Consider the following 14,186-nt stretch of genomic DNA (forward strand, 5'->3'; position numbering starts at 1 on the left):
ATTTTTGCCAAGCTTACCAGAAATTTAGCCCAATCCCAGACTGCGGCGACCATTGGCATTCAGCGCGTCGAGGGTGAAGCGATCGCGCCACTGCGTTTCATAATCCTCCTGCGGGAAATCGCCTGGCGACGCACCGCTGGCCAGCGCCTGCGTCACTTTTGTCGCGTAGGCGGCATTTTTCTCGCACAGCGGCGCGGCGGGAATGTACATCACATTGCCCCAGCCTTGCTGATCCTCTACCGGCGCGACCGAGTGGATCACATCACAATGCCACCAAACCGAATCGCCAGCCTGCAGCGCGGGAATCGAACACAAGCCCTCAATCAGTTCCGGATGCCACTGCGCTGAAACCGGCAGCACCTTGCCCGGCGCAACGCCGCAAAGCTCATCTTCCGGTACATCTTTCAACAACGGACGCAGCAACAAATAGGCCATCGCTTCCGGCACCGGCACCACATGCAGCAAGCCCTGACCAATCTGCATATCCGACAGCGCGGTCCAGCCCTGGAAGGTACGGAATACCGAGCACTTGGTGGTAGTCCCCGATTGATACTCATTCACTTCAGTGCGATGCGCCGCATCCCAGGGATCGTATTGATCAAACTGGTTGGTGAAAATTTTGCTGAACACCTGTTGATACGCCGGCAGTAACCAACGCTCCAATGCGCCTGAATCGGTGTGCGCGCCAAGACCTTTGGAGGTGGTGCCTGGCAAGCGACGACGAATACGATCGGGATAAATGATGCTGACGTCAGGATCAAACCAGCGCGAGCCGCGCGACTCAAACGTCCACAAGCGATTGAGGAAAGATTGCGTCTGAGCCATGGCCTCGCTTTGACGCGCTGACATCTGCGCATCGCTCCAGTAAATCGGATAGATTTCCGGACGTGACGCATCAAGATTGCCGAAGAAGTTATCGCCCGGCCCTTGGTAGACGTTGTCGAAATCGTTGTCATCGAGGTACTTAAGCATTGATTCATCCCAGGCCAGCGCCTGATCGCGCGGGAATGTCTGCTTCACCACTACACAACCGCGTCGACGAATATGATCCTTCACCTCATCGGTGATACGTCCCGCCGCAATATCCTGCTGACTCACCTGCGGCCACGCGCTGCCGTTTTGCGCCTCTTCCGCGCGAGCAGCGGCAATTTCGCTGACGATTTTGCTTCTGACTTGTTCAAACAGACCTTCGACATCGCCGATCTGCTCTCTTAACACCCTTTTAATCAGGCGAACGTTATGTTTGAAATCATCAGGTTGTTGCAATGAAGTGAAAGTATGATTCATGACATGCTCCGATTCGTTAACTTGCTCGTTTCATTCGAAACTAAAGTACGCTTCATTCATAACAAATGCGCAGCAATAAACAATAATGCAACCGCCGAATCCGGAGGTTGATCACATTAAGATCGAAGAATGGGTTTCAGGTGAAAGTGGCGGCGCGTTTTACGCCACCACTGAAAGATCAGGATTGTGACGTTTTAGGCAGCGCTTGTAGAATGGCATCCACGCACTGCTGCGCCGAGAGTAAGGCGCTATCAAGCTGCAAATGATCGCGCTCCCAAGCTTGATATTCGCGCTGTTCAACTGCCTGCCAATCCGGCAGCTTCAAACCTTTAATATCGGAAGCGCGATTTTCGACGCGAAAGCGATGTTTGTTACGATCGGAACAGATTACTTCGACTTCCAGCAGCGGCGCACCGCTCAACAAGGCGATATCGCGATAAGCGTTGCGGATCAGTTGCAGGTCGTTAACCGAGTCGGTAATAACGGTGGAACCGAGCAGCAAATTGTCGCGTGCCAATCCGTAGATAACGAAATATCCTTCCGGCCCGATCGCTTTCTCGCTCTCTTCACCCGATCGCAACGCCTGTTCGATAGTATCGACGCGTAAATACACCGCGCCGATCTGCTGCGCTAATAAGCGCGCAATGGTGCTTTTGCCGGTGCCGGGTAATCCACTAAACGTGATGAGCATTAATTAATTCCTATTTTGCATTGATGTTCAATCGTGATTAGCCTGACGGTGAATGCGATTTTTATTATCACTGCAGGCCAGGTTTCCTCTTTCCTGGCTGAACGTCCCAGTTGGCACGTTTGCAGCGCTGGATGCGTAAATAGCTTTCGTCACTAAATGTGTATAACGGTAAGAGCCCCTTGCGCAATTAGTGAACGCACTCACAAGTCAGAAACAATTCATTAACCAACGTTTGATCTTTTCCCCGCCAGCTTTTATACCTTTTGAAAATTATTTCATGCATAAGAAATAATTTTCAAGGTCAACCCCGGCTCGTTTTTCCGCGTTTTGTCGTCACGGCTGAGCCATACACATTCAGCGTCAGTTCCGGGGAATAAACATGAAAAAAATCACTGTTCTACTCGCCAGTTTGTTCATGGCGGGCAGTTTCACCAGCATCACGCAAGCAGCGGATGCGCCTCAATTTCGCTGTAAACCCGGCGAAACTTACTACATGAACGTGATGGTGACAGGCGTAGAGTATTGGTTCCCGGTTTACGAAATGTTCAAGCAGGCTGCGCATCAGCTGGGCTGTAAGACCGTATACGGTGGCACACCCGCTTATGACGTTAACCAGCAACTCTCAAGCTTTGAACAAATCCTGGCACAAAAACCCGCCGGTATTTTTCTTCATCCAATGAATCCTGACCCCTTTATTGAGCCCATTAATCGTGCTGCTGAAATGGGCATTCCAGTGGTGACGTTTGCCGCCGATTCACCTAACAGTAAACGCGTTGCTTATATCACCTCAGACAATTTCCGTGAGGGTAAAGCCGCAGCCGACGAACTAGGGAAAGCAATGGGTAAAGGTGCCGAATTTGCGGTGCTGGAAAACCCCGGTCAGGATAATCACGATAGGCGTGTCACTGCGTTTATTAATGAGATGAAAACCGCCTTTCCTGACAGCAAATTAGTCGCACGCGCTGCGACGAATCAGGACCCTTCGAAAGCCTATAACGCCGTACTCTCAATGTTGCAGGCGAACCCCAATCTGAAAGGCATCTTTATGCCGGAAGCCAGCTCTGCGATTGGTGCTGCGCAGGCAGTGGCTGAAAACGGCGGCAAAGTGAAAGTGATGACCGTGGATGTCAACGCTAAGGTGCTGGATATGATTAAAAGCGGTCAGGTATTTGGCGCAATCAATCCAAATCAGGGCATCCAGGGCTATATGGGTTTTATGACCTTGTTCCTTGCTGCTCATCCTGAACTGATCGATCCGATGAATGACGCCAAACGCAACGGGACCAATCCTTTTGCCTTCCCAATCCTTGATAACGGTTATGCGGTGGTGACTAAAGACAACGCCGATGATTTCCGCTGGGATGCTTATCTGAAACGCCGCGGCACTAAAGGCATCAATGAGTAAGGCGACGATTATGACAGCACTATTGGAATTACGTGGCATCACTAAAAGTTTTGGCGCGGTACGGGCTTTACAGGGGGTAGATCTCACCCTCCGCGCGGGAGAAATTCATGCGCTGGCCGGAGAGAATGGCGCTGGAAAATCAACGTTGATGAACATTATTGATGGCATTTTGCGTCCAGATGGTGGCGAGATATTGCTGTGTGGCAAGGCCGTGACCATTCGCTCACCACGTGAAGCACAGAGTCTTGGCATTGGTCTGGTACATCAGGAAATTGCTCTTTGTCCTGATATCAGCATTTATGAAAACATTTGGATGGCGCATGCCGCTGGCCAGCGCGGCGTGCTCATGCCGCATAAAGTACTACGTGAAAAAGCGCAGCAGGTGATGAATCGACTCGCGCCGATAGCGGTGACTAAAAAAGTGGGTGAACTTTCTCTCTCTCAGCAGCAACTGGTGGAGATCGCCAAAGCGCTGACGCTGGATTGTCGCCTGCTCATTCTGGATGAACCCACCGCCGCGCTAACCGAACCAGAGGCTCAAACGCTGTTTACGATTGTGCGCCAGTTGCAGGCGCAAGGTATTTCAGTGGTCTATATCAGCCATCGCATGGCAGAGATTTTTGCGCTATGCCAGCACATCACCATTCTGCGCGATGGCCTTACGGTACACAGTTCAACGCTGCAAAACATGACGCCCGATGAAGTGATTACACGTTTGGTCGGACGCGAACTGTCGCAACTCTATCCTGATAAACGCCCAGTTAGCGCCGCTTCACCATTGCTTGAAGTGCGTGAGCTTGGCGATGGCAAACACTTCCACGATATCAATTTTGATTTGCGTCCCGGCGAAATCCTTGGCATTGGCGGTTTGATGGGGGCAGGACGCAGCGAAATTGCGCAGGGTATCTGCGGTTTACTGCCCATCAAACGTGGTGCAATCCGTATCAAGAGCAAAGCTGTGACATTGAGGGATTACGCCGCGAGTATTGCGCTGCGCATGGTATATTTGTCGGAGGATCGCAAAGATGCCGGACTTTTTTTAACGATGCCGATCGAATGGAACATTTCGGCTCTGGATGTCAACGCAGTCAGTCATCATCGTTTGTTGATCAGTCCGCAGCTTGAGCGTCAGCAGGCAGAGGCGCTGGCAAAGCAAGTGAAACTCAAGCTTGCCAAATTAAGCGATCCGGTGTCGTCGCTATCAGGTGGGAATCAGCAGAAAGTCGCGCTAGCACGCGTATTATCGGTACAGCCGGAAATTGTATTTCTTGACGAACCAACACGTGGCGTGGATGTCAGCGCCAAGGCTGAGATCTACAGTATCCTCGCCAAACTGGCGGCCAGCGGTGTGGGTTTAATCGTGATTTCATCAGAGTTACCGGAACTCATTGGCCTGTGTGATCGCATCATCGTGATTCATGAAGGGCGCATGAGCGGAGAAGTGACCGGTGAGGCAATGAATGAAGAGAACCTGATGCGGCTAGCGGCTGGCATCATTCCAGAAGCGGAGGCTGTATGACAATGAATACCACCTTGCCTACACTGCAAAAATCGCGTTGGTCTCTGTTTGGCGGCATTCATAAACAGCGCGAAGTGGGACTGATTGCGATCATTGCACTGATCTTCATGGTGATGAGTTTCACTTCCCCCTACTTTCTCACCTGGGCCAACATGAAGGCGATGCTACTGTCGTTTTCAATTGAAGGCATTGTGGTGATTGGAATGACTATTCTGCTAATAGTTGGCGGTATCGACCTTTCGGTTGGCGCAGTGGTTTGTCTTTCAATGGTGGTCGCTGGGCAGCTATTTCTTAGCGGCGTGGATCCCTGGCTGGCTGGCGTAGGCGGCATTGCGGCGGCGGCGCTGGTTGGCTTTTTAATGGGGCTGACGGTAACAAAAATCGGCCTCAGTCACTTTATCGCTTCGCTGGCGGCGATGGTTATCGTGCGCGGCCTGTGTATGATCGTCACTCAGGGAACGCCGCTATCATTATTTACCCTGCCCGTGAGTTTCAAATTTATCGGCCAGGGCGCTCTGTGGGGTGTTCCGTTCGTTATCCTGCTGTTCTTCGTGCTGGTCGCGCTGTTCGACTTCTTGCTGCGTAAAGCCACGTTATTTCGCAAAGTGTTCTACACCGGCAGTAATGAACGTGCCGCCGCCTATTCCGGCATCAACATTAATCACATCAAATTGTGGGTCACAGTACTGACCTCTACGCTGGCAGGACTCGCCGGCATTATTTATATGGCACGTCTTGGCTCTGCAACGCCAACCTTTGGTGTCGGTATGGAACTGAATGTCATTGCAGCGGCGGTCATTGGCGGCGCGAGTCTGAAAGGTGGCACTGGCTCGATTCTTGGCGCGGTGCTTGGTGTTGCATTGCTGTCGATCGTCACCAGCTCGCTAATATTAATCAACGTCTCCGTTTACTGGCAGGAGTTGATTAAAGGTTTGATCTTACTGGCCGCCGTCTCAATCGATCACTTACTGAATAAATACCGTGCTGCATAAGGAATTATCGCCCATGGAATTCGCTAATGAGCACCCTACGTTTCATAGCGCGCGTCAGATTTACCAGGTTCTGGTGATGTATTACCTCGATGGCAAGAAACAGTCGGAGATTGCGGTTGAAACCGGCTTATCGGTTGCCAGCGTTAATCGTCTGATACGTCAGGGCAAGGAGAGCGGCATGGTGGAAATCACCATCAAATCCCCTTGGCTTTCAGCACATCAACTGGAGAGCGATCTGGCTGCCCTCGGTCAGTTGCAACAGGTGGTGGTGGCGCCGAACGTTGCACGCAGTGAGGATCATAGTCTGCAAATGGTCGGCGCAGCGGCGGCAGAATATTTGTTATCACGTCTAAAGGATGGCGATGTCATTGCTATTACTGGTGGCAAAGGTGTAAGTGCGCTGGTTGAAGCATTACAACCCTCACGTAAATACGATGTTCAAGTGGTACCCGCGCTGGGCTGCGTGCAAGGCAAACATTACACCGACGTCAATCATGTGGCCTCGGAAATGGCGGCGCGTCTTGGCGGACACGCATGGCAGATTCACGCCCCGCTTTTTACTGATTCTGCCGATGAACGCGACATGCTGATGGGCATTAGCGCCGTCGACCAGGTGCTGGATAAAGCGCGTAACGCCACGTTAGCGGTAGTGGGTTTAGGATCAATTTATAGCGACAATTCCAGCTACTACGATCTTAACCTCTCGGCGCGCCATGCTTCCTCCAGCATTGAAACCAGCGGTGCGCGCAGTGAACTGTTAGCCTGGCTGCTGGATGCTAACGGCCAACCGGCTCCGTTCGATGCCAACCGGCGTTTGGTTGGCCTGACGTTGCCTGAACTGCAACGCATTCCCTTCTCAATGGCGGTGGTGGCTGGTCGTGACAAAGTGGACCCGATTGACTGCGTGCTGCACGGTCAGTGGCTGAAAGGCATGGTCACTGATGAATCGACTGCGGCAGGCGTACTGGAATTGGCCCTGAGCCGAGGAGCATCTCATGGATAACATTAAAACCCGCGAACAACGTCTGAGCGCCCTGCGCCTGCGTTCATCGACACCGGTGTTGATTGTCGGCGGCGGCATCAACGGCATCAGCACTTTTCGTGAGCTGGCGCTGCAGGGCATTCCGGCGATTCTGGTGGAAAAAGGCGACTGGTGTCAGGCCGCCAGCGGTGCGCTGTCGCGCATGATTCATGGCGGTTTGCGGTATCTGGAAACCGGTGAATTTACGCTGGTCAAAGAGTCGGTCACCGAGCGCGATCGCCTGCTGAAAAATGCTTCGCACTATGTTTTCCCCCTACGCACCACGGTGCCGATCGATAATCTCGCTGGCGGCTTAGTGAATGCTACCCGCCGTTTTCTGCGCCTGAGCGATAGACCGACGCGGCGCGGGGCGTTGCTGATCAAAACCGGGCTTAGCCTGTATGACATTTACACCCGCCAATATGGATCGATGCCGAAGCATCAGGTGCGCAATGAAGCCGCCACGCGTGACCGCTGGCCAGGTTTCGCGCCCTGGGTGAAATACAGCGCCAGCTATTACGATGCCTGGATCAGCGCGCCCGAGCGGCTGGGATTTGAGCTGATTGATGATGCCGAAAAAGCCTGTCCAGAGGCGCTGGCGCTCAATTATCTGCAGCTGGTCAGCGCCGAGGGCGAAACGGTTATTTTGCAGGATGCGTTGAGCGGTGAGCGATTTAGCCTGCAACCGCATGTGCTGGTGAATGCCGGTGGCGCATGGATCGACCAGCTTAACCAACGCATCACCTCCAACCGCGATCTGCCAAAGCTGATTGGCGGCACCAAAGGATCGCATCTGATCCTCGACCATCCCGAATTGCTGCAGATGCTGGATGGCGAAATGGTCTATTTCGAAAACCAGGAAGGCCGCGTCTGCATCATGTTTCCGTGGTTTGGCAAGGTGCTGGTGGGTTCCACCGATATCCGCGTGGACGATCCCGATGCAGTGGTGTGCGAAGAGGAGGAAAAGAGTTATATCCTGGAGTCACTGCGCTTCGTCTTCCCGCATATCGAGGTGGCGGATTCCGCCATCGTTTACACCTTCTGCGGCGTACGTCCGCTGCCCGCCAGCGAGGCCAAACTCAACGGCCAAATCTCACGCAATCACTCGTTAGTAGTGTTGCCGGCTGACGCTAATCGCGCCTGGAGCACGCTCTGTTTAGTCGGCGGCAAATGGACCACTTTCCGCCAGTTTGGTGAAGAGGCGGCGGATCGCGTGCTGCGGCTGCTCGGCGAAAAACGCCAGGTCTCCAGCGGTGATGTGCCGATTGGCGGCGGACGTGATTTCCCCAAACCTTCAGGACAAACCGCGTGGCTGGCGCAACTGGCACAGCGTTATGGCGTGCCGCTGCCGCGCGTGATGCAACTCGCCAAACGTTACGGCAGCCGCGCCCTGCCGCTGCTGGCGCTGATCCAGCAGCACGGCGAGCAAATGTTGCAGCATCACGCCGCCTACAGCGATGTCGAATTGCGGTATCTGATTGAGCACGAGCAGGTTTGTCAGCTGGAGGATTTGCTGGTGCGCCGCACCTCGCTAGCGATTTGCGGTGAACTAAGCGCGCCGCTGGTGCAGGAGATCGCGCAGATCATGGCCGCGACGCTCGGCTGGAGTGATAGCGAACGCGCGCAGCAGCTGCAACGCGGCTGCGCCAATCTGGCACGGTTGCACGGACTTACCGGCCTTTACCCCACGGTTTTTCAGGAGGAAACACGACATGTTAGTAACCAATAAAGTGCGCATGCAGCGTCTGTTTCAACACGGTAAATGCCTGGATGTCGCCATTGATCACGGTATCGCCAACGAGCCCGATTTTCTCATCGGTCTGGAGAATATTGAGGGCGTGATGGATAACCTGATCGCCGCGCAGCCGGATGCGATTCAGGTCAACTACGGTCAGGCCGATCTGCTGCAGCGTGTGGCGGGACGCAAACCGGCGCTGGTGATGCGCACCGATGTGGGCAATGCCTACAACGCGGCGCGTCACCGGGAAATGTGGGCAGTGCTGCACAATCCGGATGAACCGATTCTTGCCGCGTTACAGATGGACGCCGCCGCAGTGGTTGTAAACCTTTATCTGATCCCGGATGAACCGAGCATTTTTCGCATGTGCGTCGAAAATATTGGCCGCTTGCGCCAGGCTTGCGATCGCTACGCCATGCCGCTGATGATTGAGCCGCTGGTGATGGCCCCCGCCGGACAAGGCGCGGCTTACGGCTCACTCGGCGATGTCGAGAAAATTGTGCCGCTGGTGCGGCTGGCGCGTGAGTTAGGTGCCGATATCATCAAAGCCGATCCCACTGAGAACGTGGAAGATTTTCATCGCGTGGTGGAAGCGGCGCGCTGTCCCACGCTGGTGCGCGGCGGCGGCAAAGGTGAACTGGCTGGCGTACTGACCAAAAGTGCTGCGCTGATGGCGCAAGGTGCCAGCGGGATGGTGTATGGCCGCAATGTTTATCAACACGATAATCCGTCACGCGTGGTGAAAGCGCTGATGGCGATTATTCATCAGGGCGTCAGCGGCGCGGACGCCCTGGAAATCTATCAGCAGGGTTGAGCCTTACCTGCACCGGCGCTGAAGCGGTGCGCCGTCTTCGCCAGTTGCACGGAGTCGGATATGAAGATAGTCGGTATTGATGCCGGAAACACCATGATCAAAGCGGTGCTGTTTGATCTCAGCGGTCGCGTATTGTCGGTGGCCGAGTGCGCGGGAGAAACGCATCGTCCGCAGGAAGGCTACGCCGAACGGCCGGTGGCGGATATCTGGCATGGCGTCAGCGATGCGGTGAGCCGTTGTCTGCAGCAGGCGGAGACGCCCGCCAGTGATGTGATTGCGGTTGGCGCGGCCGGTCACGGCAACGGTTTGTACGCGCTGGATAAGCATCAGCAGCCACTTTTTGGTATTCAATCTATCGATCATCGAGCTTGTGACAAGGTGCACGCGCTGGAAATGAGCGGCGCGGATAAGCGCATCTACCAGATTTCGCTGCAAAAACCCTGGCCTGCGGCAACGCCGGTATTGATCAGCTGGATTAAGCAACATCAACCCGAGCGCTGGGCGCAAATCGGACATTTATTGCTGGCGAAAGACGTTATCGCCCATTTTCTCAGCGGTGCGATTAGCGCTGATTTTTCAGATGCCGCCGGTGCCGGCTTAATTGATTATCGTGCGCGCAGCTACAGCCGTGAATTGATGGCGCTGTACGACATCGAAGAGGCGCTCGCCCTGCTGCCCGCACTGCGTGAATCCTGCGAGGTGGTTGGCCATGTCACAGAACGTGCATCCCAACTCACCGGATTACCGGCGGGCATTCCGGTGGTGGCGGGCATATTTGATGTGGTGGCCAGCGCCGTGGGTTCTGGCGTGGTGAACAGCGGTGAAGCCTCGATTGTCGCCGGTACGTGGAGCATCAATCAGGTGGTGGTAGATAAACCCGATTATCTGCGCCCGGTATTTATGAACTCCATTATTGAGTCCGATCGTTATATGGCGATTGAGGCCAGCGCCACCTCGGCGGCGAATCTCGACTGGTTCCTGCGCGAATTCGACGATGGTCGCGGCGGTCAGGGCGCGGCGCGCAGCAGCGATAGCGTGGCGCACGTGCAACCCAATGCCCAGCTACCGCTCTATCATCCTTATCTTTATTCCGGACGCAAATCGGAACCGGCCAAGGCCGGGTTTTATGGCTTAGGCGGCTGGCATACGCGCGCCGATATGCTGTTTGCGCTGTTTGAAGGCGTGACCTTTGCCCATCGGGCGCATATTGATCGCTTGCGTGCGGCAGGCATCCCTTTTACGCAGGCCATTTTGTCGGGCGGCGCGGCGCGCAGTTGCATCTGGCCGCAGATGTTTGCTGACGTGTTAGGCATACCGATTCGCGTGGCGGAGTGCAAAGAGACCGGCGCGCTGGGCGCCGCCTTGTGTGCCGGTGTGGGCGTCGGCGCGTGGCGCAATCTTGCCGAGGCCGCGCAGCAGGCGGTGCAGATCAATCCCGGCAAATTGTTGCCGCGACCAGAGCGCGTTGCGTTTCACGACGTACGTTATCGGGTGTTTAAAAAGCTGGAGCTGGCGATGCGCGAGATGTGGCAGGAAGCCAGTTGATTATTGTTTATTAACAATGCATTAGTTTTAAGATTGTATAAAAAATGACAACCCCTGCGCAGTGATGTACACTTGAGCTATCAAAATGTTCAAATGAACATTGTTCAGGAGGTTGTTATGACAACTGCATCCCCATTCAATCACGGCAATGCCGCACGCGTCTTCGATCCCACGCTGATCCAGCACGCTCAGCAATCGTTTATGGATCAAATGGGCTTACCGCGTAATCCGCTGAAAGCGCACCAGTTGATCACCGAAGGTCTGGACGTCGGCATCGTTGAACGCGCGGCCACGGTGCTGAAAGCAACGCCACTGGATGTGGCCCAAATGGTCTCAATCGATCGCAATACCTATCGCCGCCGCGAGAAAGCCGGATCGCAACTTTCGGTGGAGCAAGGTGCGCGCGTGTATCAGGTGTTCGAAATTCTGGATGCCGTATTGCAATTATTTTCCGGTGACGTTGACGCTGCCATGCGCTGGATGTATCAACCTGCGTTGGCACTGGATGATGCATTGCCGATGGAGATGCTGAGCACGCCTGCGGGTTGTGATGCGGTGTTAACGCTGATTGGTCGCCTGGAACACGGAGTAATTGTGTAATGACGCAACGGAAGGAACCGGATGCTCCCTATCGGCTGTTTTATCGACTCGTGAAAGAAGAGTACGCCAGCGAGGCATTTAGCGGCGCTGGCGCTGAAAAATGGGGCGGACGCTGGAATCCGCCCGGTATTAAGACGGTTTACCTCAGCAGTTCAAAGGCGCTCGCCACGCTGGAACTGGTGGTGCATGCCGGTAAAGCGATGCTGGAGAAAAGTCGCTTTGTGATTTTTACTCTGCCGATTCCTGAGAGCGAAATCATGGCGCTGGACAGCAATAAACTGCCCGACGATTGGCATAAGTATCAGCAGCAAGAAGAGACACAGGCGATTGGCGCCGCATTCCTCGATGTGCAAGGCGGCTTTCCTTTGCTATTAACGGTACCCAGCATTTTGACCGGCGAAGACAACGCCATTCTCAATCCCGACCACCCCGCCGCTGCGGCCCTATTTGCACAAGCTACTTCAGCGCCCTTCGCGCTTGATCGCCGGATTAAAGCGTGACGAGGGTATTGCTTCAGTGCGAGTTGTTGAAAAGGACACATTTGCTAAAGGCGCTGGCGCGTCTGCTGCGGCAAAAGGGCTATCCACAGCGCTGAGGATTTTACGTTGGGCCAGGAGCCTCACGCATGGATGCGTGAGGCAGTTCGGGGCCGGCCAGGACGGCCGATCCCCGAACGGTCCGTTGGCACAACGTAGAAGCCGAAGGCACCGCGCTAGCGGCGCGAGGACGGCCCGTGACGCAGCAGATGTGTCTGCGCCCGCACCGAATTTAAAGCAAAATATCAACGCGCCGGTTTCGCTAAGGCATACGCCGCCGTTAAATCCACACGTTGCCAGAATGACTGATCTGCATCATTGCCAGACAGCGGATAGCCGTTTGGCAGCGCGCTTTTCACCATCAGGCTACGAATCTGCGCATCAGACAGCTGCGGCAACGCGGTTTTTAGCAGGATCTCCGCGCCCTGCGGGACTTTGACAGGCGCGTTCTGCACATTGGCTCTCGGCAGGTTGTAACTCATGGTGAAACGATAGAACTGCTTCATCGCCGGTGAGCGATACGGATCGTCCTTGCCATTGCTGCGCGCACACTCTGCCAGCGACGTGCCGCACTCTTTTTCCAGCGCGGCACGCAACTGATTACGCGCTTCCCTAAACAGTGCCTGATAGCGCGCATCGTTGAGATAATTCGCCACGTTGCGCTGCGCTACCATGCGCGAACCCATCACATCCAGCGGGTAATGCACGCCCAACACTAAACGCGAATAACCGTAGCGTGCGCCGCGCGTCACCAATGCTTCAAAACGTTCCGGCACCATTTCGGCCAGCAACAAAGCATCGGTATAACCGGTGTTGGTGTGACCACTCGGGAAAGAGCCGCCGTCGGCGGTGTAACGCACGTTATCCTTCACCACTACATCGTCCGGCACCAGATGGATGCTGTTGCCTTCACGCAGGAACGGCCGCGGATAGTTAAAGTGCTTTTTCGCCGCGCTGGTGCTGACTTCACTGGCTTTAATTAGCGCGGCGGCCTTACCTATCTCACCTTTGTCGTAAGCGGCGAGGAAGGCTTTGCCAAGGCGCGGACCAAGCGCATCGGAGAGGAAATAGAGATAGCTGATGGCTTCTGCATCGGCCAGAGCCTGATGACGCACATTTAGCGTGGCGTTCAGATTGATGTGGGTAACGGTGGCTTGACTGACATCAAGCACGCTAGCGGGCAACGTGCTAAAGCCTGAAAGCAGCGCAATTCCGGCCTGCTGGTTCTCTTTCATTTTGAAATCGTAGCCGCTGTTTTTCAGCCACTGCGTGTCAGCTTGTTTCGCGGTCTGTTTGGCTTTTTCCAGTTGCTCGCGCGTCAACGTGCTGCTATCACCTTGCAGCGCCTGACGTTCAGCCTGTAGCGATTGCTGCTCGAGATCGATATAAGCGGAGGTGGAACCGGTAGAGGTTAAGCCTGCCAGCGCGGCCGCATCGGGCAGTGAAACCGCATGTGCTTGCTGTGCCAGCAGAATAACCGTTGCAATCAGTGTGAAGCGGGTTTTCATTATTTTCCCCTGTTATCAGAATATTACCTTGCCGGGGAAACACGCTAGCACTCGGTTATGACAGATTTATTTCATTTAACGACACTGACTGGCACAGTTTTGTACGCAAATTTGTGCCAGCGAGCCGCAGCCGCCGTTATTGTCATTTTTACACTGTGATTGCTGCACATAGCAGTTTTGCTGACAGGCTGAAACATCGCACTTCGCGGCAATCGGCGTCAGCTGCACCACCGGTGCTTTTCGCTCCGGCTGCCATTGCGGTTGTGCCAGCACGCTGGCGCTGAACAGCAAGGTAAAAGCCATTGTCCATTTCATGATTGAGTCCTCGCAGAACGGGTGTAATGAGTATGGCTGCTGCGGAGCCAATTACCATTCTGAAACAATCGATTCACTCTTTCACAGAAGTTGCTCTGCTGCAGTGCATGGGCGTGCGCCACTATAGTGCAGAGCGGCAAGATCAGATGCTGCTTCGTTGATTTTAAATCAATGATTTAGCCTCCATTCGGCCAATCTTCCAACCTGGTACAAAA

13 protein-coding genes are annotated in these 14,186 nt (G+C 54.5%); 9 read left to right on the forward strand and 4 right to left on the reverse strand.

From position 1 onward, the window contains the following. Positions 1 to 24 precede the first annotated feature (24 nt). Together DEU53_RS04465 and DEU53_RS04470 are read right to left on the reverse strand one after the other, a co-directional pair. The gene (locus DEU53_RS04465; protein WP_110866167.1) at positions 25 to 1,287 is read right to left on the reverse strand and encodes a DUF1479 domain-containing protein; all 1,263 of its coding nucleotides are present in this window, start codon (positions 1,285 to 1,287) and stop codon (positions 25 to 27) included. Positions 1,288 to 1,465: 178 nt separating this feature from the next. Continuing rightward, the gene (locus DEU53_RS04470; protein ID WP_110866168.1) at positions 1,466 to 1,978 is read right to left on the reverse strand and encodes an AAA family ATPase; all 513 of its coding nucleotides are present in this window, start codon (positions 1,976 to 1,978) and stop codon (positions 1,466 to 1,468) included. A 379-nt stretch (positions 1,979 to 2,357) separates the two neighbouring features. Here DEU53_RS04470 and DEU53_RS04475 point away from each other — a divergent pair, with 379 nt between their 5' ends. From DEU53_RS04475 to DEU53_RS04515, 9 genes are all read left to right on the forward strand, one after another. After that, positions 2,358 to 3,383 (forward strand): substrate-binding domain-containing protein, encoded by a 1,026-nt coding sequence (locus DEU53_RS04475; protein ID WP_101764375.1) that lies wholly within the window; start codon positions 2,358 to 2,360, stop codon positions 3,381 to 3,383. Positions 3,384 to 3,393: 10 nt separating this feature from the next. Beyond that, positions 3,394 to 4,902 (forward strand): sugar ABC transporter ATP-binding protein, encoded by a 1,509-nt coding sequence (locus DEU53_RS04480; protein ID WP_110866169.1) that lies wholly within the window; start codon positions 3,394 to 3,396, stop codon positions 4,900 to 4,902. Further along, on the forward strand, positions 4,899 to 5,894 hold the full coding sequence (locus DEU53_RS04485) for an ABC transporter permease (protein ID WP_110866170.1): 996 nt from the start codon (positions 4,899 to 4,901) through the stop codon (positions 5,892 to 5,894). The genes DEU53_RS04480 and DEU53_RS04485 overlap by 4 nt, the downstream gene beginning before the upstream one ends. Positions 5,895 to 5,907: 13 nt before the next feature. Continuing rightward, positions 5,908 to 6,897 (forward strand): sugar-binding transcriptional regulator, encoded by a 990-nt coding sequence (locus DEU53_RS04490; RefSeq protein WP_110866171.1) that lies wholly within the window; start codon positions 5,908 to 5,910, stop codon positions 6,895 to 6,897. Beyond that, positions 6,890 to 8,644, forward strand: coding sequence for a glycerol-3-phosphate dehydrogenase/oxidase (locus tag DEU53_RS04495; protein ID WP_110866172.1), 1,755 nt, complete (start codon positions 6,890 to 6,892; stop codon positions 8,642 to 8,644). Before DEU53_RS04490 ends, DEU53_RS04495 begins: the two co-directional genes overlap by 8 nt. Then, positions 8,628 to 9,467 carry a class I fructose-bisphosphate aldolase gene (locus DEU53_RS04500; protein ID WP_110866173.1) on the forward strand — a complete coding sequence of 280 codons (840 nt, stop codon included), beginning with the start codon at positions 8,628 to 8,630 and terminating at the stop codon, positions 9,465 to 9,467. Before DEU53_RS04495 ends, DEU53_RS04500 begins: the two co-directional genes overlap by 17 nt. Before the next feature lie 60 nt (positions 9,468 to 9,527). Next, a complete protein-coding gene (locus DEU53_RS04505; protein ID WP_110866174.1) occupies positions 9,528 to 11,012 on the forward strand; it encodes an FGGY-family carbohydrate kinase in 1,485 nt (494 codons plus the stop codon). Positions 11,013 to 11,129: 117 nt separating this feature from the next. Further along, positions 11,130 to 11,612, forward strand: a complete 483-nt coding sequence (locus DEU53_RS04510) for an antitoxin Xre/MbcA/ParS toxin-binding domain-containing protein (protein WP_101764368.1) — start codon at positions 11,130 to 11,132, stop codon at positions 11,610 to 11,612. Beyond that, entirely contained in the window at positions 11,612 to 12,112 is a 501-nt protein-coding gene (locus DEU53_RS04515) for an RES family NAD+ phosphorylase (RefSeq protein WP_110866175.1), read from the forward strand. Before DEU53_RS04510 ends, DEU53_RS04515 begins: the two co-directional genes overlap by 1 nt. A 281-nt stretch (positions 12,113 to 12,393) precedes the next feature. On the opposite strand, the gene DEU53_RS04520 is transcribed toward DEU53_RS04515, so the two are convergent. Continuing rightward, positions 12,394 to 13,656 (reverse strand): phosphatase PAP2 family protein, encoded by a 1,263-nt coding sequence (locus DEU53_RS04520; RefSeq protein WP_110866176.1) that lies wholly within the window; start codon positions 13,654 to 13,656, stop codon positions 12,394 to 12,396. 75 nt (positions 13,657 to 13,731) lie between these two features. After that, positions 13,732 to 13,971, reverse strand: coding sequence for a hypothetical protein (locus DEU53_RS04525; protein WP_110866177.1), 240 nt, complete (start codon positions 13,969 to 13,971; stop codon positions 13,732 to 13,734). Between the last annotated feature and the right edge of the window lie 215 nt (positions 13,972 to 14,186).

Source organism: Pantoea sp. AG1095 (assembly GCF_003208415.1).
Lineage (GTDB): Bacteria > Pseudomonadota > Gammaproteobacteria > Enterobacterales > Enterobacteriaceae > Pantoea > Pantoea leporis.